13 protein-coding genes, 1 tRNA gene and 1 rRNA gene are annotated in these 20,746 nt (G+C 70.2%); 3 read left to right on the top strand and 12 right to left on the bottom strand.

The window, feature by feature from the left end; genetic code table 11:
* Window positions 1-7 precede the first annotated feature (7 nt).
* Both AC07FT_RS04840 and AC07FT_RS04835 read left to right on the top strand, forming a co-directional pair.
* Window positions 8-823, top strand: coding sequence for an Fpg/Nei family DNA glycosylase (locus AC07FT_RS04840; protein ID WP_479173998.1), 816 nt, complete (start codon window positions 8-10; stop codon window positions 821-823).
* 53 nt (window positions 824-876) lie between these two features.
* On the top strand, window positions 877-1,656 hold the full coding sequence (locus tag AC07FT_RS04835; RefSeq protein WP_479173996.1) for an SDR family NAD(P)-dependent oxidoreductase: 780 nt from the start codon (window positions 877-879) through the stop codon (window positions 1,654-1,656).
* Window positions 1,657-2,147: 491 nt separating this feature from the next.
* Here the strand turns inward: AC07FT_RS04835 and AC07FT_RS04830 are convergent, their stop codons facing one another.
* The 9 genes from AC07FT_RS04830 to AC07FT_RS04790 form a co-directional block, all read right to left on the bottom strand.
* Window positions 2,148-2,627: a Dps family protein gene (locus AC07FT_RS04830; RefSeq protein ID WP_254737029.1), complete on the bottom strand. Its 480-nt coding sequence runs from the start codon at window positions 2,625-2,627 to the stop codon at window positions 2,148-2,150.
* A 145-nt stretch (window positions 2,628-2,772) separates the two neighbouring features.
* Window positions 2,773-3,156, bottom strand: coding sequence for a helix-turn-helix domain-containing protein (locus AC07FT_RS04825; protein WP_176180301.1), 384 nt, complete (start codon window positions 3,154-3,156; stop codon window positions 2,773-2,775).
* A gap of 109 nt (window positions 3,157-3,265) precedes the next feature.
* Entirely contained in the window at window positions 3,266-3,817 is a 552-nt protein-coding gene (locus tag AC07FT_RS04820; RefSeq protein WP_432014439.1) for a CinA family protein, read from the bottom strand.
* Entirely contained in the window at window positions 3,814-4,446 is a 633-nt protein-coding gene (pgsA, locus tag AC07FT_RS04815; RefSeq protein WP_432014440.1) for a CDP-diacylglycerol--glycerol-3-phosphate 3-phosphatidyltransferase, read from the bottom strand. The genes AC07FT_RS04820 and pgsA overlap by 4 nt, the downstream gene beginning before the upstream one ends.
* Window positions 4,443-5,939 carry a 30S ribosomal protein S12 methylthiotransferase RimO gene (rimO, locus tag AC07FT_RS04810; protein WP_479173994.1) on the bottom strand — a complete coding sequence of 499 codons (1,497 nt, stop codon included), beginning with the start codon at window positions 5,937-5,939 and terminating at the stop codon, window positions 4,443-4,445. The genes pgsA and rimO overlap by 4 nt, the downstream gene beginning before the upstream one ends.
* A 61-nt stretch (window positions 5,940-6,000) precedes the next feature.
* Window positions 6,001-6,828: a helix-turn-helix domain-containing protein gene (locus tag AC07FT_RS04805; RefSeq protein ID WP_479173992.1), complete on the bottom strand. Its 828-nt coding sequence runs from the start codon at window positions 6,826-6,828 to the stop codon at window positions 6,001-6,003.
* A gap of 190 nt (window positions 6,829-7,018) precedes the next feature.
* A complete protein-coding gene (locus AC07FT_RS04800) occupies window positions 7,019-9,844 on the bottom strand; it encodes a DNA translocase FtsK (RefSeq protein ID WP_479173990.1) in 2,826 nt (941 codons plus the stop codon).
* 167 nt (window positions 9,845-10,011) lie between these two features.
* Complete coding sequence (locus AC07FT_RS04795; RefSeq protein ID WP_431775771.1) at window positions 10,012-10,692, bottom strand: response regulator; 681 nt, start codon at window positions 10,690-10,692, stop codon at window positions 10,012-10,014.
* Between the two features lie 274 nt (window positions 10,693-10,966).
* Window positions 10,967-16,540: a HAMP domain-containing protein gene (locus AC07FT_RS04790; protein WP_479173988.1), complete on the bottom strand. Its 5,574-nt coding sequence runs from the start codon at window positions 16,538-16,540 to the stop codon at window positions 10,967-10,969.
* A gap of 213 nt (window positions 16,541-16,753) precedes the next feature.
* Here AC07FT_RS04790 and AC07FT_RS04785 point away from each other — a divergent pair, with 213 nt between their 5' ends.
* Entirely contained in the window at window positions 16,754-19,420 is a 2,667-nt protein-coding gene (locus AC07FT_RS04785) for a SpoIIE family protein phosphatase (protein WP_479173986.1), read from the top strand.
* Between the two features lie 121 nt (window positions 19,421-19,541).
* Here AC07FT_RS04785 and AC07FT_RS04780 read toward each other — a convergent pair.
* From AC07FT_RS04780 to rrf, 3 genes are all read right to left on the bottom strand, one after another.
* Window positions 19,542-19,617 (bottom strand) — tRNA-Thr (locus AC07FT_RS04780).
* 63 nt (window positions 19,618-19,680) lie between these two features.
* The gene (locus tag AC07FT_RS04775) at window positions 19,681-20,379 is read right to left on the bottom strand and encodes a DegT/DnrJ/EryC1/StrS family aminotransferase (protein ID WP_479173984.1); all 699 of its coding nucleotides are present in this window, start codon (window positions 20,377-20,379) and stop codon (window positions 19,681-19,683) included.
* A 104-nt stretch (window positions 20,380-20,483) separates the two neighbouring features.
* Window positions 20,484-20,600 (bottom strand): 5S ribosomal RNA (gene rrf, locus AC07FT_RS04770).
* Between the last annotated feature and the right edge of the window lie 146 nt (window positions 20,601-20,746).

The raw sequence follows: 20,746 nt of genomic DNA, 5'->3' as shown, positions 1-20,746 counted from the left end.
GCTGTCCATGCCCGAAGGAGACACCGTCTGGCAGACGGCACAACGGCTGCACAGGGCTCTGGCGGGCACCCCGCTCACCGGATGCGATCTGCGGGTCCCCCGGCTGGCGACGGCCGACCTCACCGGCCGCCGGGTCCTGGAGGTCGTCGCGCGCGGCAAGCATCTGCTGACCCGGGTGGAGGGAGGTCTCACCCTCCACTCCCATCTGCGGATGGACGGCGCCTGGTACGTGTTCGGCGCCGGGGAGCGGTGGCGCGGCGGTCCGCACCACCAGATCCGCGCCGTCCTCGCCACGGCCGAGCGCACCGCGGTCGGCTACCGGCTCCCGGTGCTGGAGCTGCTGCGCACCACCGAGGAGGACCGCGCGGTCGGTCATCTGGGCCCTGATCTGCTCGGCCCCGACTGGGATCCGGAGGAGGCGCTGCGCCGACTGCTCGCCGACCCGTCCCGGCCGCTGGGCGAGGCCCTGCTCGACCAGCGGAACCTGGCCGGGATCGGCAACGTCTACAAGTGCGAGCTGTGCTTCGTGCTGCGGCTCTCGCCCTGGCTGCCGATCGGCGACGTGCCGTCCCCCGAGCGCCTGGTGACCGTCGCCCAGCGGCTGCTGGAGGTCAACCGGAACCGCGCGGCCCGCATCACCACGGCGCAGTCGCGCCCCGATCGCAGGGTGTGGGTGTACGGCCGCCCCGGGCGCCCCTGTCTGCGCTGCGGTACGCCGGTGCGCGCCGCGGACCAAGGGCGCGCGGGCGAAGAGCGCATCACCTTCTGGTGTCCGCACTGTCAGCCGGGACCGCAGGGCCCGCCCCCGCCCGGCTCACGCTGATGCCCCCGCCGCCCTGATTGACGGTTCGTCAGATCCAGTCGTACCGTCACCCCATGACCGCCATACCGGCGTACGACCTCAGTTGTCGCACCGCCCTGGTCACGGGGGCGGCCGGGGGTATCGGACGGGCCACCGCCCTGCTGCTCGCGGCAGCCGGAGCCGCCGTCCACTGCGCCGACCTCGACGAAGCCGGGGCCCGGCGAACCGCCGAGCGGATCACCCTCTCCGGCGGTACCGCCCGCGCCCACGCACTCGATGTCGCCGACCGGGCCCAGGTCCGCGCCGTGGTCGAGGCCGTCGTCCGGGACGACGGACGACTGGACGTCCTGGCCGCCATCGCCGGGATCATGCACAGCAGCCCGGTACTGGAGACCGACGAAGCCGATCTCGACCGGGTCATCGCGGTCAACTTCAAGGGGGTGCTGTACGGCTGCCAGGAAGCGGCGCGCGCCATGATCACCCAGGGCACGGGCGGCTCCATCGTCACCATGGCCTCGGGCGCGATCGACACCGGCGCCCCGGGACTGCTCTGCTACGGCGTCACCAAGGCCGCCGTGGTCCAGCTCACCCGCACACTCGCGGCCGAGGTGGGCCGCCACGGCATCCGCGTCAACGCGGTGGCGCCCGGCTGGGTCCGCACCCCCATGACCGCGCGGAACAGCGACGAGGAGCAGCGGCTGGCCGAAGAACCCATGGCGCGGCGCACTCCGCTGGGACGGGTCGGCGAGCCCGAGGACATCGCCCACGCGGTGCTCTACCTGGCGTCCGGCGCCTCGGCCTTCATGACCGGCCAGATCCTGCGCCCGAATGGCGGAATCGCGATGCCGTGGTGACCTCCCGTCGCCAGCGAGCCCCACTTCGCCGCGGTGAGGGCCCGCAGTGCACCGGAAGCAGGCTCAGCCCCCAGCCGCCGACCGCGAGGGCGCCCTCCACCGGCCCGGCCGCGCCGGGCGACAGGGTCAGCCGTAAGACCGCCCACCACCACAGTCCCCCGAGAGCGAGCGCGAGCATCCACCGGACCGCCCGTCGGCCCAGGGTGCCGGCCCCTCCGACGGCTGCCATGACTGCCTCCTTCGAGCGACGCTAGACGCCTGTTCACACACGGCGGGAGGGCGCACAGGAGGCACGTCAGCGCGCGTCGGACACCCGGGCTCCCCCCAGTCTGCCCAGCCGGACCGCAGGGCGCACCCAGAGCGAAGCGCGCCCCCCGGCCATCGATGACCGAGGGGCGCGCGGACCGTCCCGGGGAACGCCGGGGACCGCAGATGGTGCGGCCACCGCCACGGGGGACGATGACCACACGGTGTGCGGGCGGCGGCCGCCCCTAGCCCCCGTTGACGTTCTCCGCCTGGAACATCCAGTGATGCTTCTCGAGATCCCGGGTGAGACCGATCAGGATGTCCTGGCTCACCGGGTCGGGATCGGCGGTGGCGTCGATGCGCTCACGCATGCGGGCGATCACGGACGCGAGGGCCTCGACCAGCGTCCGCACGGCTTCCTTGTCCTCGGTCCAGCCACCCTTGACCGCGCCGACGGCGCTGGTCTTGGCGACCGTCTCGGCCCGCCCGTCCGGAGCCACCCCGATCGCCGAGGACCGCTCCGCCACCGTGTCGGCGTGCGCCCGGGCGGTCGCGACGACCTCGTCGAGCTGGAGATGAACCGTGCGGAACCGCGGGCCGACGACCGTCCAGTGGATCTGCTTGCCCACCAGCGCGAGGTCCACGAGATCGACGAGGGCGCCCTGGAGGGCATCGCCGACGATCTTCAGACCTTCGTCCCCGAGCGGACTCTTGACCACAGTCATCCGCTTCCTCCTGTTCGACCGTTCAGCCCCCTTGATTACCTCTCACACCCCTGGGTGACCCGAAAGAGGCGGGACAAACATCGGGCCCCGGCCGGTGAGAACCGACCGGGGCCCGAAAAGCCGCAGGGCAGGGCCTGTACGTGGATCAGGCCGCCACGACGTCCACGGCCTCCGTGGGCGCCTTGATCGTCACCCGCTCCTCCGGGACACCCGTCACAGAGGACACGGATACGGGGTTGAGCATCGGCCGCATCGGCGCGGGCACCTTCTCGCCCGCCGCCGCCGACTCCGCCAGCTCCGCGAGCGACAGCTCGTCGCTCACCTCTCGCATCACCTGCGACATCCGTACGTCCAGGGCATCGCAGATCGCGGAGAGCAGCTCCGACGAGGCTTCCTTCTGCCCGCGCTCGACCTCTGACAGATAGCCGAGCGACACCCGGGCGGAGGAGGAAACCTCGCGCAGAGTACGGCCCTGGCGCTGGCGCTGCCGACGCAGCACGTCACCCAGCAGGCGACGGAGCAGAATCATCGCTGGCTCCCTCCTCGGACCTCGGATCCGGATCCTTCACGCCCCACCGTACCGCCTCCGGCTGCGCCCGTGCGGGGAGCGATGTCGTGTTCACTCAGGGCTGCAAACATCAAATCCCGCTGTGTTGTTCCGTATCCTGTGCCCCCGCTGTTGCGATCAATTCGCTGAACAGCAGCTTGACCGCGGCCTCCACGCTCTGTTCGCGGACGCCCGAGCGGTCCCCCTCCAGCCGCAGCGCGGCCGCCGCCACCCGGTCCGCGGGCCCGGCCACCGCCACGTGGACGGTGCCCACGGGCTGGCCGTCCTGCGGTGTGGGACCCGCCACACCGGTGGTGGCCACACCCCAGTCGGCGCCCAGCGCGCGCGTCACGCCCCGGGCCATCTGCCGCGCGACCTCGGCGTCCACCGCCCCGCGCTCGGCCAGCAGGGCGTCGTCCACCCCCAGCAGCTCGTGCTTGAGCGCGGTGGCGTAGGCGGTCACCGAACCGCGGAAGGAGCGGGACGCCCCGTCCACCGCCGTCAGCTCCGCGGCGACCAGACCGCCGGTGAGCGACTCGGCCACCGCGACGGTCTGCCCGCGCCGCTCCAGCAGCGCCAGCACCCCGGCCGCGGTGGCCCGCCCGGGCTCCGCCGGGCCGCCCTCCGCCGCGCCGCCGTTCATGGCGCGGGCTCCTGGGCCGCGCGGCCCGCCCGGCGCAGCACGATCGCCTGGCGCACGTAGTCGAGACCGGTGACGACGGTCAGCACCACGGCCACCGCCATCACCCAGAAGCGCAGGGTGGCCAGCGGCCCGGTCAGCGCCAGGATGTACATCCCCACCGCCGTGCCCTGCGCGAGGGTCTTCATCTTTCCGCCGCGGCTGGCCGGGATCACCCCATGCCGGATCACCCAGAACCGCATCAGTGTGATCCCAATCTCACGGAAGAGGATCACGCCCGTCACCCACCAGGGCAGATCGGACAGGGCCGAGAGACAGATCAGCGCCGCACCCATGATCGCCTTGTCCGCGATCGGGTCGGCGATCTTGCCGAAATCGGTGACGAGGTTGTACCGCCGGGCCAGATGGCCGTCGAAGAGGTCGGTGATCATGGCGATCGCGAACGCCGCCCAGGCGAACGAGCGCCAGGCCGGGTCGTAGCCGCCGTTGTGGAGCATCAGCAGCACGAACCCCGGCACGAGGACCAGCCGCATCATGGTGAGGATGTTGGCGATGTTCCACAGTCGGGCGGGCCGGACGGCCGCGGCCGTCCGGTGGTGGCCTCCCGCGGCGGAGGCCGGGACGCCTGTCATCTGGCCGCCTCCTCGGTACACGCGCCGCCACCGGATCCGTCCAGCGGCCGCAGCGGCTCCGCGACGAGGTCCACTCCCTCCGTCGCGATCACCTTGGCTTCGACGATACGGCCCACCGCGGGCTGCGCGTCCGTCCTGAGCAGGGTCTGCCCGTCGGTCTCCGGCGCCTGGTGGGCGCCGCGCCCCAGTACCGCCCCGGTCTCCTCGATCTCCTCCACCAGCACCTCGACGACCTCGCCGAGCCGCTCCTCGGCCCGCTGGGCGGTGAGCTCCTCGGCCAGCCGGGAGAGGTGCTCCAGCCGCGCGGCGACCTCGTCCGGGTCGACCTTGTTCTCGTAACCGGCGGCCTCGGTGCCGTCCTCGTCCGAGTAGCCGAACACGCCGATGGCGTCCAGGCGGGCCTCGCTGATGAAGCGCTCCAGCTCGGCCAGGTCCTCCTCGGTCTCCCCGGGGAAGCCCACGATGAAGTTGGACCGGGCGCCCGCCTGCGGCGCCTTGCCTCTGATCTCCTCCAGCAGGCCCAGGAAGCGGTCGGTGTCCCCGAAGCGCCGCATCGCGCGCAGCACTCCCGGGGCCGAGTGCTGGAAGGACAGGTCGAAGTAGGGCGCGACCTTATCGGTCGAGGTCAGCACGTCGATCAGCCCGGGCCGCATCTCGGCGGGCTGGAGGTAGCTGACCCGGATCCGCTCGATGCCGTCCACGGCGGCCAGCTCCGGCAGCAGCGTCTCCAGCAGCCGGATGTCCCCGAGGTCCTTGCCGTAGGAGGTGTTGTTCTCGGAGACGAGCATGACCTCCTTGACTCCCTGCTCGGCCAGCCAGCGGGTCTCCCCCAGCACGTCCGAGGGCCGCCGTGAGATGAAGGAGCCGCGGAAGGACGGGATGGCGCAGAAGGAGCACCGCCGGTCGCATCCCGAGGCCAGCTTCACCGAGGCGACCGGGCTGGAGTCCAGCCGGCGGCGCAGCGGGGCACGCGGCCCCGAGGCGGGCGCCACTCCGGCGGGCAGGTCCTCGGGCGGGGTGTCCTGGGCGTGGCCGGGCAGTGCCACGGCGGAGGCGTCCTGCCGCTCGGCGGGGCTGATCGGCAGCAGCTTGCGGCGGTCGCGCGGGGTGTGGGAGGCGTGGATGCCGCCGGAGAGGATGGTCTGGAGGCGGTCGGAGATATCGGCGTAGTCGTCGAACCCGAGCACCCCGTCGGCCTCGGGCAGCGCCTCGGCGAGATCCTTGCCGTAGCGCTCGGCCATGCAGCCGACGGCCACGACGGCCTGGGTCCGGCCGTGGTCCTTCAGGTCCCGCGCCTCCAGCAGGGCGTCGACCGAGTCCTTCTTGGCGGCTTCGACGAAGCCACAGGTGTTGACGACGGCGACGTCGGCTTCGGCGGCTTCCTCGACGAGCTCCCAGCCGTCCGCCGCCAAGCGGCCTGCGAGCTCCTCCGAGTCCACCTCATTACGGGCGCAGCCAAGAGTGACAAGGGCAACGGTGCGGCGTTCGGGCATGCGCTCAGACTACTTCGTCCCCTGCCCTGCCCCCGCTGCCAGGGCTCCCGATCACGGGCGATCAGCCCGCTTCGGGATCTCCCTTGGTGTAGCTCAGCCGCTGGACGGCTCCGCTGGTGCCCACCTTCTTCACTTCCTTGCCGTTCACGAAGAGCTTGATCGCCCCGGCATTCCCGAGCACCAGGTCGATGCGCTTGCTGTCGCTGAACGTCTTGGAGTCGCCCTCGCGCAGCACGCCCTCCTCCAGCAGCCGCCCGTTGTGATCCTGCGCGGAGATCCAGCTCTGCCCGCGCTCGGCGGTGAGCTTGACCGTGACCTTGTCCGCCGGAACGCCCGCGATGGCGCTGTCGGACGGCTCAGGGCGGTCCGGTTCGTCGGGCTCGGGCTTGTGACTCCGGCTGGGCGTGTGACTGGCCTTGGGCGAACCGGATTCCTCGGCGACCGTGGACCCGCCGTCACCGTCACCACCACTGAAAAGCGTGAAGCCGACGAATCCGACGACGGCCACGATGGCGGCGACCATCGCCGCGGTCCAGTTGGGGCGCCGGGGCTCGGGACGGATCCGCTCGGCCTCGAAGAGCGGGGCCGGGGCGGTCGGCACCGGCCGTCCACCATGATCGGCGTCAAATTGTGCGATCAGACCATCGGGATCGAGTCCGACAGCGCGCGCGAGCACGCGGATATGCCCCCGGGCATACACGTCGCCGCCACAGCGCGAGAAGTCGTCCTGCTCGATCCCCTGCACTATGGGGACCCGGACCCGGGTGGAGGTGCTGACCTCGTCGATGGTCAGCCCGGCGTCGATACGGGCTTGCCGGAGGGCGCTGCCGACGGAAGGCCGGTCGTTTTCGGGGGAGTTGCCGTCTTCGGGAAAGTTGCCGATGGACACGGGGGCGCCTTTCGAGCGTGTAGCCACCTGCTGGAGGTTCAGTCTAGGGGTGGGACGAAAGGGTCGGGCAAGCGGGAGGACGGAGTTTGTCCGCCATCGGGATTGCCCCGCAATCATGATGGTGCGACCTCACTCCGCCACCTCCCTCAACTTGACGTCTCGGCAGGGGAAACGGTTGCCTGCCGAATCCTTACGAATGAGCCTTACCGCGGATCACGTCCAGCACGCCATCCAATTCGTCCGGCTTCACCAGCACGTCCCGCGCCTTGGAGCCCTCGCTCGGCCCGACGACCCCCCGGGACTCCATGAGGTCCATCAGCCGCCCGGCCTTGGCGAACCCCACCCGCAGCTTGCGCTGCAGCATGGACGTCGAACCGAACTGCGTGGAAACGACCAGCTCAGCGGCCTGACACAGAAGATCGAGATCATCGCCGATCTCCTCGTCGATCTCCTTCTTCCTCCCCGTCCCGACCGTCACGTCCTCGCGGAAGACCGGGGCCATCTGTTCCTTGCAGTGCGTGACGACGGCCTCGACCTCGCGCTCGGTGACATAGGCGCCCTGCATCCGGACCGGTTTGTTCGCGCCCATCGGCAGGAACAGACCGTCGCCCTTGCCGATCAGCTTCTCGGCGCCGGGCTGGTCCAGGATGACCCGGCTGTCGGCCAGCGAGGAGGTGGCGAAGGCGAGCCGCGAGGGCACATTGGCCTTGATCAGTCCGGTGACGACGTCCACCGAGGGCCGCTGGGTGGCCAGCACCAGATGGATCCCGGCCGCGCGCGCGAGCTGGGTGATCCGGACGATGGCGTCCTCCACGTCACGCGGCGCGACCATCATCAGGTCCGCCAGCTCGTCGACGATCACCAGCAGATACGGGTACGGCTTGAGCTCCCGCTCGCTCCCCTCGGGCTGTTTGACCTCGCCCTTGCGGACCGCCGCGTTGAAGTCGTCGATATGGCGGAACCCGTAGGCCGCGAGGTCGTCGTAGCGCAGGTCCATCTCGCGGACGACCCACTGGAGCGCCTCGGCGGCGCGCTTGGGGTTGGTGATGATCGGCGTGATCAGGTGCGGAATGCCCTCGTACGCGGTCAGCTCCACCCGCTTGGGGTCGACCAGCACCATCCGTACATCGTCCGGAGTGGCCCGGGCCATGATCGAAGTGATCAGGCAGTTGATGCAGGACGACTTGCCGGAGCCGGTGGCGCCCGCCACCAGTACGTGCGGCATGGACGCGAGGTTGGCCGCCACATAGCCGCCCTCGACGTCCTTGCCGAGGCCGACCAGCATCGGGTGGTCGTCGCCGACGGAGTTCGCCGAGCGCAGCACATCACCGAGATTGACCATCTCGCGGTCGCTGTTGGGGATTTCGATGCCCACCGCGGACTTGCCCGGGATCGGGCTGATGATCCGCACATCGGGGCTGGCGACCGCGTACGCGATGTTCTTGGTCAGCGCGGTGATCCGCTCGACCTTCACCGCCGGGCCGAGCTCCACCTCGTAGCGGGTGACCGTCGGACCGCGGGTGAAGCCGGTGACCGTCGCGTCGACCTTGAACTCCGTGAACACCTTGGTCAGCGAGTCGACCACGGCGTCATTGGCGGCGCTGCGGGTCTTGCCGGGCCCGCCGCGCTCCAGCAGTTCGAGGGAGGGCAGCGAGTAGGTGATGTCACCGGAGAGCTGGAGCTGCTCGGCGCGGGGCGGCAGCGGCTCGGCGGCGTCGGCCGAGGGCCGGGTGAGATCGGGAACGCGGGAGCCCCCCGTCTCCTCGCTCTCGTCGTTCCCGCCGCGGCGGGACCCCGCCCCGGCGGACTTGGTGAGCTGCGGACCGGTGTCGCCCGGCTGGGACACCGCACCGCTGCCGTCACCGGTGTCGCGCTCCGCCGAGATCCCGTTGCTCAGCCCGGCGACCAGCGGCGAGGGCTGGACGCCGTGCAGGACGGCGCCGTCCAGCGAGGCGGCGGCCGCGGCCGCCACGTCCACCGCGTCCAGGGGCCGGTCCTGCGGCGGCTCCACGGGCCGGGTACGGCGCGGAGAACGGCGGCGCCCCCGCAGCGCGTCCTCCTCGGCCTGCTCATGGTCGTCCGCGACATCATGGGCTCCGTGGGCCGGGGCGGACCTCCGCGGGCGCCTGACGGGCGTCTCACGCCATTCCCCGGCGTACTCCCCGTCCGCCCCGGCGTCCTCGAACGCCCCGTCGTCCTGGATCAGGCCCAGTCGGACGCCCGCAGCCCGCAGCCGCTGCGGGATCGCCGCGACCGGGGTCGCGGTGACGACCAGCAGCCCGAAGACGGTGAGCAGCACCAGCAGCGGTACGGCCAGCACCTCGCCCATCGCGTAGATCAGCGGCCGGGAGACTCCCCAGCCGATCAGACCGCCCGCGTCCTGTATCGCCTCGGTCCCCTGGCCGCGCCCCGGGGCCCCGCAGGCGATGTGGACCTGGCCCAGCACCCCGATCACCAGCGCGGACAGACCGATCACGATCCGCCCGTTGGCCTCCGGCTTCTCGGGGTGGAGGATCAGCCGGACGGCGATGGTGGCCAGCAGTATCGGCACCACCAGATCGAGCCGGCCGAAGGCACCGGTGACCAGCATCTCGACCAGGTCGCCGACCGGGCCGTCCAGATTCGACCAGGTGCCCGCGGCGACGATCAGCGACAGGGCGAGCAGCAGCAGTGCGCTGCCGTCCTTGCGGTGCGCCGGGTCCAGCCCTTTGGCACCGCGCCCTATGCCGCGGAACATCGCCCCGACACCGCGCGCCGTGCCCATCCACACCGCGCGCACCGCGCGGTAGACACCACTGGTGGGGCTGGGCGCCGGAGGCGGCGCCACCTTCTTCGCCGCCGCCTTCTTCTTCGGGGCGGCCTTCTTCGCGGGCGCCGTCGGCTTCTTGGCGGGCGCCTTCCTGGCCACCGCCTTCTTCGCGGGTGACTTCTTCGCCGCGCCTCCGGACTGCCCGGCGCGCTTCTTCGGAGTGCCCGCCGCGCTCTGGGAACCCTTGCCGGACGTACGAGAGGCCATGGGGGCGAGATTACCCGCGTCCGCCGTACGGAGCACGCATGGTGGACGCATCAGACACCACTGACGTCACGCGTGCACCGGATACCGGCCGTGCGGTGAGAGCACGGTGACAGGGCGTCAAAGCGCTGGTGGCCGGGGGCGAACGGCCTGCGGCGGGTGGGACGCGGTCAGTTCTGCGAGGGGACCTGGCTGGCGCCGCTGCCCGCGCCCGGCTCCAGAGCGTCCAGCGCCCGCCGCAGACCGGTCAGCTTGCGCTCCAGGTGGGCCGCGGTGGCCACCGCGGCCGCGTCGGCCGACTCGTCCAGCTGTTTGGAGAGCGCTTCGGCCTGCTCCTCGACGGCGGCGAGCCGTGCGGAGAGCTCGGCGAGCAGCCCCGCCGACTCCTTGGCGTCCTCACCGGCCGCGGGCTGACCGCCCTCCAACTGCAGACGCAGCAGCGAAGCCTGCTCCCGCAGCTGGCAGTTCTTCATGTACAGATCGACGAAGACCGAGACCTTCGCCCTGAGCACCCACGGATCGAACGGCTTGGAGATGTAGTCGACCGCGCCCGCGGCATAGCCCCGGAAGGTGTGGTGCGGGCCGTGGTTGATCGCCGTGAGGAAGATGATCGGGATGTCCCGGGTCCGCTCACGCCGCTTGATGTGCGCGGCGGTCTCGAACCCGTCCATGCCCGGCATCTGGACATCCAGCAGGATGACCGCGAAGTCGTCCGTCAGCAGCGCCTTGAGCGCTTCCTCCCCTGACGATGCCCGCACCAGGGTCTGATCGAGCGCGGAGAGAATGGCCTCCAGCGCCAGCAGATTCTCCGGCCGGTCATCGACCAGGAGGATCTTGGCCTTCTGCACCATGCCCCGTCCTCCTCGTCCCGGCTTGGGGTCCGCCCAGCTCGAAGAGCTGGGGAAAGCACCGGGCGCCGCCCCAGGGGACGACTCCCTTGCGCCGCCCGTCCTTGTGCCGGTCATGGTAGCCGCACCCCGCTGTTCGCCACACCCTGTCACCGCGATGTCACTGTGCACGTAGCAGAAACGCGGCGGGAGACCAGAAGGTTCCCCGAATACCGCGTTCCCACACGTGTTCGGCGACAGTCAGTCAACACCACAGACGCGCCCCGCGTCCCGCGGGTCACTGCTCTGACATCCACTGCTCCATCACCGCAAGAAGATGATCGGTGTCGACGGGCTTCGTGACATAGTCCGACGCGCCAGCCTCAATACTCTTTTCACGATCCCCCTTCATCGCCTTCGCGGTGAGGGCGATGATCGGCAGTCCGGCGAACTGCGGCATCCTGCGGATCGCCGCCGTCGTCGCGTAACCGTCCATCTCCGGCATCATGATGTCCATCAGGACGAGCACGACATCGTCGTGCTGCTCGAGGACCTCGATGCCCTCCCGGCCGTTCTCCGCGTAGAGCACCTGGAGTCCGTGCTGCTCCAACACACTGGTGAGAGCGAACACGTTCCGGATGTCATCGTCGACGATGAGCACCTTCTCCCCGTGGAAACCGCCCACCGGCTCCGGTACGACCAGGTCCTGGCCGCCCAGCAGCCACGGCTCCGGAACCTGCTCCTGGGACTGCCGTCCCCGCCTGCCCGCCCCGCGGTCCGCGGGCTGCGGCTGCTCCGGCTCGGCCGACGGCAGCGCGGGCTCCTGCTCGGTCCGCCGGTCCCGCCGGGCCGGCCCCGACACCCGCTGGCCGCCATTGGCGGACGCGTCCGGCGTGGCCTCCCGCTCCACCGCGGAACCGGCCCCGGTGGCCCTCTCCGCGGAACCGTTCTCCAGCGCGGCCGGGGTGCGCGGCCCGGAGGCCGAATGGCCCGGGATCGCGATGGCCTGCGCCGATCCGCCCGGAGCGAGCTGCGGATAGCCCTGGGGCGGCAGCTCACCGGGGTGCAGCGGCAGATAGAGCGTGAACGTGGAACCGCGGCCGGGCTCACTGGCCGCGTGGATCTCACCGCCCAGCAGCCGGGCGATCTCCCGGCTGATGGACAGCCCCAGACCGGTGCCGCCGTACTTGCGGCTGGTGGTCCCGTCGGCCTGTTTGAACGCCTCGAAGATCACCCGCATCTTGCTGGCCGCGATGCCGATACCGGTGTCGGTCACCGAGAACGCGATCATCTCCGCGTCCGGTTCGCGCAGCGCGCCCGCCTCCAGGAGCTGTTCCCGGATGGCGTTGGGCACATCGCCGCCCGCCGGCCGGATCACCAGTTCCACGGCGCCGGTGTCGGTGAACTTCACCGCGTTGGACAGCAGGTTGCGCAGCACCTGCAACAGCCGCTGCTCGTCGGTGTGCAGCGTGGCCGGGAGCTCGGGCGAGACCCGCACCGAGAAGTCCAGCCCCTTCTCGGCGGTCAGCGGCCGGAAGGTGGCTTCCACGTAGTCGACGAGCTGGACCAGGGCGATCCGGGTCGGGCTGACGTCCATCTTGCCCGCCTCGACCTTCGACAGGTCCAGGATGTCGTTGATCAACTGCAGCAGGTCGGAGCCCGCGCCGTGGATGGTCTCGGCGAACTCCACCTGCTTCGGCGAGAGGTTGCCGTCCGCGTTGTCGGCGAGCAGCTTGGCCAGGATCAGCAGCGAGTTGAGCGGGGTGCGCAGCTCGTGCGACATGTTGGCCAGGAACTCGCTCTTGTAGCGCATCGAGACCGCGAGCTGCTCGGCACGCTCCTCGAGCACCTGCCGCGCTTCCTCGATCTCGGTGTTCTTCACCTCGATGTCGCGGTTCTGCCGGGCCAGCCGGTCCGACTTCTCCTCCAGCTCCGCGTTGGACGCCTGGAGTGCCTTCTGCCGGTTCTCCAGCTCCGCCGACCGCTCCCGCAGCTGCTCGGTCAGCTCCTGCGACTGCTTCAGCAGCACCTCGGTCTTGGTGTTGACGCTGATGGTGTTGACGCTGGTGCCGATCATCTCGGCGATCTGGTTGAGGAAGTCCTTCTGGATCTGGGCGAAGGGCTGGAACGAGGCCAGCTCGACGACACCGAGCAGCTGGCCCTCGAAGAGCACCGGCAGCACGATCACATGCGCCGGGGCCGCCTCGCCCAGTCCCGAAGCGATCTTGAGGTAGCCCGGGGGCACGTTCTCCACCAGGATCGCCCGCTTCTCCTCCGCGACCGTCCCGATGAGCGTCTCGCCCGGCTGGAACGAGGTCGGCATCGACCCGTGGGAGTAGCCGTAACTGCCGATCAGCCGCAGCTCGTAGCCCTCCTCGGAGGTGCTGTCGGCCACCACCTCGGTGCCCTCGCCGACCGGGGCCGCCAGGAAGAACGCGCCGTGCTGGGCGGAGACCACCGGGGTCAGCTCGCTCATGATCAGCCGGGCGACGTCCTCCAGATCGCGCCGCCCCTGCATCAGACCGGAGATCCGGGCCAGGTTGCCCTTCAGCCAGTCCTGCTCCTTGTTGGCGAGCGTGGTCTCGCGAAGGTTGGCGATCATGGTGTTGATGTGGTCCTGGAGGACCTGGATCTCGCCCGAGGCATCCACGTCGATCTTGAGGTTGAGATCGCCGCGGGTCACCGCGGTGGCGACCTCCGCGATGGCGCGCACCTGACGGGTCAGGTTCCCGGCCATCTCGTTCACCGACTCGGTCAGGTCCTTCCAGGTGCCGGCCACGTCCCGCACCCGCGCCTGACCGCCCAGCTGGCCCTCGGTGCCCACCTCACGGGCCACCCGGGTCACCTGGTCGGCGAACGAGGACAGCTGGTCGACCATCGTGTTGATGGTCGTCTTCAGCTCCAGGATCTCGCCCCGCGCCTCGATGTCGATCTTCTTGGTCAGATCACCCTGGGCGATCGCGGTGGTGACCATGGCGATGTTGCGGACCTGACCGGTCAGGTTGGACGCCATCGAGTTCACGGACTCGGTGAGGTCCTTCCAGGTGCCCGACACCCCGGGCACCCGCGCCTGACCACCGAGGATGCCGTCGGTGCCCACCTCACGCGCCACCCGGGTCACCTCGTCGGCGAACGACGACAGCGTGGTCACCATGGTGTTGACGGTGTCGGCCAGCGCCGCGACCTCGCCGCGCGCCTCGACCGTCACCTTCTTCGTCAGATCGCCGTTGGCGACCGCCGCCGAGACCTGGGAGATGTTCCGCACCTGGATGGTGAGGTTATTGGCCATCAGATTGACGTTGTTGCTCAGGTCCTTCCAGATGCCGGTGACGCCCGGCACCCGCGCCTGACCGCCCAACTGCCCTTCGGTGCCCACCTCACGGGCCACCCGGGTGACCTGTTCGGCGAACGACGACAACTGGTCCACCATCGTGTTCACGGTGGTGACGAGCTCCAGGATCTCGCCCTTGGCGTCAACGGTGATCTTCTTCGACAGATCGCCCTTGGCGACCGCAGTGGTCACCTCGGCGATGGAACGCACCTGCGAGGTGAGGTTGTTGGCCATGCCGTTGACGGACTGCGTGAGGTCCTTCCAGGTGCCGGAGACACCCTGCACCTCGGCCTGACCACCCAACTGCCCCTCGGTGCCCACCTCGCGGGCCACCCGGGTGACCTCCTCCGCGAAGGAGGACAGCTGGTCCACCATGGTGTTGAGCGTGTTCTTCAGCTCCAGGATCTCGCCGCGCGCATCGACGTCGATCTTCTGCGAGAGGTCACCCCTGGCGACCGCGGTCGCCACCTGGGCGATGTTACGGACCTGAGCGGTCAGATTGCCCGCCATACCGTTCACCGAGTCGGTCAGATCGCGCCATACGCCCGCCACACCGGGCACCTGGGCCTGACCGCCCAGACGGCCGTCCGTACCCACCTCACGGGCGACCCGGGTCACCTGCTCGGCGAAGTCGGAGAGCTGGTCGACCATCGTGTTGATGGTGTTCTTCAGCTCCAGGATCTCGCCGCGCGCGTCCACCTCGATCTTCTGCGACAGATCGCCGCGGGCGACGGCGGTGGTCACCTGGGCGATCCCGCGCACCTGCGAGGTCAGGTTGCCCGCCATCGAGTTGACGGAGTCGGTGAGGTCCTTCCAGGTGCCGCTGACGCCGTCCACCCGGGCCTGACCGCCCAGCCGCCCCTCGGTGCCCACGTCCCGCGCCATCCGGGTCACCTGGTCGGCGAAGGACGACAGCTGGTCCACCATGGTGTTCACGGTGTTCTTCAGCTGGAGCATCTCACCGGAGACATCGACGGTGACCTTCTGCGACAGATCGCCGTTGGCCACCGCCGTGGTCACCTGGGCGATGTTGCGCACCTGTCCGGTGAGGTTCCGGAAGGCGGTGTTCACCGAATCGGTGAGGTCCTTCCACGTCCCCGCCGCACCCGGCACCTGCGCCTGGCCGCCCAGTTCACCCTCGACACCGATCTCCCGGGCCACCCGGGTCACCTCGGCACCGAACGACTGGAGCTGGTCCACCATCGTGTTGACGGTGTTCTTCAGCTCCAGCATCTCACCGGCCACGTCCACCGTGACCTTCTGCGACAGATCACCGTTGGCCACCGCCGTGGTCACCTGGGCGATGTCCCGCACCTGCGCGGTGAGGTTCCGGAAGGCGGTGTTCACCGAATCGGTGAGGTCCTTCCACGTCCCCGCCGCACCCGGCACCTGCGCCTGGCCACCGAGCAGACCCTCGGCCCCGACCTCGCTGGCCACCCGCGTCACCTCGTCGGCGAAGGTGCGCAGCGTCTCGGTCATCGTGTTGATCGTGTCGGCCAGCTGAGCGACCTCACCGCGTGCGCTGACCGTCACCTTCTGCGACAGATCACCATTGGCGACCGCCGTCGTCACCTGCGCGATCCCGCGCACCTGGGCGGTGAGGTTCCCGGCCATCAGGTTGACCGAGTCCGTCAGGTCCTTCCACACCCCCGCGACCCCGGGCACCTTCGCCTGACCGCCGAGTTCACCCTCGGTACCCACCTCACGGGCGACTCTGGTCACCTCGGCGGCGAACGAGGACAGCTGGTCCACCATCGTGTTGACGGTGTTCTTCAGCTCCAGCATCTCCCCGGACACATGGACCGTGACCTTGCGGGAGAGATCACCCTTGGCCACCGCCGTGGTCACCAGCGCGATGTCGCGCACCTGGGCGGTGAGCCGGGAGGCCATCGTGTTGACGGACTCCGTGAGGTCCTTCCATGAACCGGACATTCCGCGCACCCGCGCCTGACCGCCCAGTTTGCCCTCGGTACCGACCTCACTGGCGACGCGCGTCACCTCGTCGGTGAATGCCGAGAGCTGGTCCACCAGGCCGTTGACGGTGCGCCCCACCTTGAGGAACTCACCCCGCAGCGGATGCGCCGAACCGTCGGCACCCTGTGCCCGCAGGTCCATGCGCTGCTCGAGATCACCCTCGGCGACCGCCGACAGCACCCGGCCCACCTCGGACACCGGCCGCACAAGATCGTCCACCAATGCGTTGGACGCGTCAATGGCCGCGGCCCACTGCCCTTCGCAGGCACCCGTCTCCAGCCGCTCGGTGAGCTTGCCCTCACGGCCGACCACACGCCGCACCCGGGTCAATTCGCCGGTGAGCTGGAGGTTCCGGTCCGCGACCTCATTGAAGACCGCGGCGATCTCGGACATGACCCCGTCGCCCGAGACCGTCATGCGCTTGCGGAAGTTCCCGTCCCGCATCGCCGTCATGGCGGTCAGCAACCGGTTCAGGGCAGCCGTCTCCACCTCAGTCGTCCCATTGCTTCGGGACCGTCCGCCCTTCGCGCGCGTATTCGTGCCCCGCGCCGCTGCGCCAGACTCCACCGTGTCCCTCCCGCAGGGTCGACCATCCTCGTCGGGTTCTTCTTCCAGCTTGCCCAGTGTTTCACCATGGCCCAACCAGGCCATAACAGTTCGGCAGCATCGCACACCGCGTACAGCACCCTCTGGGGTGGAATCAGTGCCGACCGGCATTCGCGAGCGCGGTGGAGGTAAGTAACCTGGCATCCGGCCAGGGCATCGGAGGGGCGCTGCGACATGGGTGAGCAGATCGCCGAGACACATATGAGGAGACCTGTGATCACCGCGCGGGCAGCCGCCACCTTCGAGCCGGTCGGACGCTCGGTCGCCGCCGCCCGCACGTTCGTCAGGGACACGCTGCAGGGATGGGGTCTCACCGACATCGTCGACGACGCCGTCGTCCTCACCAGTGAACTCGTCACCAACGCCGTCGTCCATGCCGGTACGACCGCCGATGTGGTCTGCGTCCGCGCGGACACCGGCGTACGCGTCGAGGTGGCCGACCGCTACCCGGAACGAGAGCTTCCGGTGCAGAGCAACGGCGGCCACCACTTCGGAAGCCCCGACAGCGAAGGCGGCCGCGGTCTGCTACTCTGCGCGGCCCTCGCGGGACGCTGGGGAGTCGAGTACACCGCGACCCATAAGCGGGTCTGGTTCCAGCTCGACCTGCCCGACCGCCCGGCCGGCACCCGGGCCGCGGGCCCCGCACTGCCCTCCAGCGCCCTGCCCGTCGCCGACGCCCGGGTCCGGGTCGCCGTCGTCCAGGTCGACAGCGGTGCCCTCATCAGCGACTGGAACGACGACGCCCAGGAGCTGTTCGGCTACACCGCGGAGCAGGTCATCGGCAAACCGCTGACCGACCTCGCGGCCTGGCCGCACACCCCCGGCACCGGCACCGGGGTCGCCGAGGCCCTCCAGCTCTCCCGCTGGGAGGGCTCCTACGGCATCCGCGGGGCCGACGGCCGGGTCGCCCCCGTCTACGCCTCCCACCTGCGCGTCCGTGACGCCCAGGGCGATCCCTCCACCGTCTGCCTGCTGGTCCGCGACCGCGAGCGCGCCGTCCTCCAGAGCCCGCTGCGCGCGGTGGCGCCCGACAGCGGCGAATCCTCCGACCGCGGTCCGGCCTCCGACGCCTTCGAGGTCTTCATCGGCTCCCCGGCCCCGGACGACCTCGACGGACTGCTCCAGCGCACCGTCGAGCGGGCCCGCGACATGCTGGACGGGGACGCCGCCTATCTGCTGCTCGCCACCGACGACGAGACCGAGCTGGAGGTGCGCGCCTCCACCGGCCTGCCCTCCGCCCGCCAGCGCTTCGCCCGCGTCCCCGTCGAAGCCGGCACCGGCCGCTACGGCTCGGCGCGTATGCCCGCCGTCCACGAGGATCTCTCGGCGCTGCCCGGAGCCGTCCCGCTCCTGGTCAACACCGGGATGCGCTCGGTCGTCACGGTCCCGCTGAAGGTCGAGGGACGGCTCACCGGCTCGCTCGGCGTCGCCGCCGAATCCCCCGGCCGATACAGCAACGAGGAAGCGCTGCGCCTCCAGTTCGCCGCCGACCGCATCGCCCTCGCCGTCGAACGGGCCCGCCTCACCGAGCTGGAGCGGCTGCGCCGTGGTTCGCTGTCCTTCCTCGTCGAGGCGTCCGACCTGCTCGCGGGCACCCTGGACCGCGACCAGACCCTCGCCCTGATGGCCCAGATGACGGTTCCCACCCTCGCCACCTGGTGCGCCGTCTACACCGTCGCCGACCAGGTCTCCGAACCCGAGCTCTCCTACGTCCTGCACGAGGACGAGGACCGTATCGACGGTCTCAAGGCCCTGCTGACGAAGATCGATCCGCCGGATCAGGTACCCACCGGCGGCGCCCGCGGCTGGTCAGGCCCCTACGACGCCGCCCACGCCGCGGCCCTGCGGACCTCGCTGCGCAGCCTCAGCCTCGGCGACTCCGCCCGCCCCTCCTCCGGCCCCGGCGCCTCCCTGGCGACGGCCTCCGCGGTGGGCGGCGAGACCGTCGTCCTGCCCCTGGTGGCCCGGAACCGCGTGATCGGCATGCTGACCCTCGGCAAGCCCACCGACGAGCACTTCCGCCAGGAGAATCTGGAGCTCGCCGAGGACCTCTCCCGCCGGGCCGCGCTCGCCCTGGACAATGCCCGGCTGTACTCGGAGCGCACCGCCATCAGCCAGTCCCTCCAGCGCAGCCTGCTGCCGCCGGAGCAGCCCGAGGTCCCCGGGGTCGAGGTCGAGGTCATCTACCGCGCGGCGGGCGAGGGCAATGAGGTCGGCGGTGACTTCTACGACCTCTTCCCCATCCGCGACGGCGCCTACGGCTTCGCCATCGGCGATGTGTGCGGCACCGGCCCGGAGGCGGCCGCGGTGACCGGTCTGGCCCGGCACGCGCTGCGGCTGCTCGCCCGTGAGGGCTTCGGCGGCCCGGCGGTGCTGGAGCGGCTCAACGCGGCCATTCTCGACGAGGGCGCCCGCAGCCGCTTCCTGACCCTGCTCTACGGCGAGTTGTGGCCGCAGCACGACGGCAGCGCGGTCCTCAAGGTCGTCTGCGCCGGACATCCGCTGCCGCTGCGCCTGCGCCAGGACGGCAGTGTCGAGGCGGCGGCCGAACCACAGCCGCTGCTGGGCGTCATGGAGGACCTGGAGCTGTACGAGCAGACCATCACCCTCGACCCGGGCGATGTCCTGCTGTGTGTCACCGACGGGGTCACCGAGCGGCGCGAGGGCACCAGGATGCTCGGCGACGAGGGTCTCACCGACGTCCTCACCACCTGCACGGGACTCACCGCGGGAGCGGTGGCGGCGCGGGTGCTGCGGGCCGTCGAGCGCTTCGCCGCGGAACCCCCGTCCGACGACATGGCGATCCTGGTCATGCGCGTCCCCGAGCCACACGACGCATAGGAAGCGGAAGCCGGGGAGGAGGTGGAGCCGGAGTGCTCGGCCCCTCCCCCTCCTATTGGGGCTTGGAGCTTCTGGATCCGAACATGACGAAGGCCCCCGCCACTTGGCGGGGGCCTTGCGCTGGAGCCCCAATACGGAATCGAACCGTAGACCTTCTCCTTACCATGGAGACGCTCTGCCGACTGAGCTATTGGGGCGCGGCAACGAGATAGATCATACCCGAACTCGAGTGCGCTCCTGACCACCCCACCCCCGGTCGCTCAGGCGGCTGACTGCAACAGTCCCCCGAGCGCGTTGCAGGCCGAGACCACCCGCTGCAACTCCCGCCGGGACATGCCGGGATCGACGGGCAGCGCCAGGCATTCATCGGCCGCCCGCTCGGTCTCCACGAGCCACAGATCACGCCGGAACCGCGCCGTGCGGTGCGCGGGCGTCTGCACCGGCACATGACACACGATGCCTCGGGAGCGCAGCGTACGGGCGAAGGCGTCGCGGTCCGGACGGCCGTTGCCGGGCACCCGCACCACGTACTGCTGATAGGTGTGTTCCATTCCCTGCCGCACGGCGGGTGGGATGACCCCCCGCAGCTTTCCGTCGAGATAGGCCGCGTTGGCCTGCCGCCGCAGGATCTCCCCGGCGGGCTCGGGCTGCGCGCCACAGCCCACGATCTGAACGCCGTGCCGCCGGCCCAGCGCGGTGAGACCGGCCATGTCGGCCGGGTGTCCAAAGGTGTGTACGGCGACAACAGCCGCGGTCCGGGGCGTGATCGCCTCGGCCACCGCGGCGGGGTCTATGCAGAAGGTCTCGGCGTCGATGTCCACGAAGACCGGTCTCGCGCCGGCCAGCAGCACCGCTTCCGCCGCCTCGGGGGTGCCGTAGGACGGCACGACCACCTCGTCGCCCGGCCGGATGCCCAGCCGGGTCAACTCACGCCACAGCTCATCCGTAGGAGTGCCCATGGCCAGCATCGTGCCCACGCAACATGAACTCCGCGTGACCCGAAACACAACAAAAGAGAGCCCTGTCGGGAACCGAAGTTCCCGACAGGGCTCTCTGAATGATTGTTCGGCGGCGTCCTACTCTCCCACAGGGTCCCCCCTGCAGTACCATCGGCGCTGAAAGGCTTAGCTTCCGGGTTCGGAATGTAACCGGGCGTTTCCCTAACGCAATGACCACCGAAACACTATGAAGATGAAACCGGAAATCAACACGGTTCATTACTTCAGAACCAACACAGTGGACGCGAGCAACTGAGGACAAGCCCTCGGCCTATTAGTACCAGTCAACTCCACCGGTCACCCGGCTTCCATATCTGGCCTATCAACC

The sequence above is a fragment of the Streptomyces sp. NPDC045899 genome (assembly GCF_056431485.1).
Note: the sequence above shows the minus strand (reverse complement) of the source record. Positions and strands in the feature narration are given on the sequence as shown.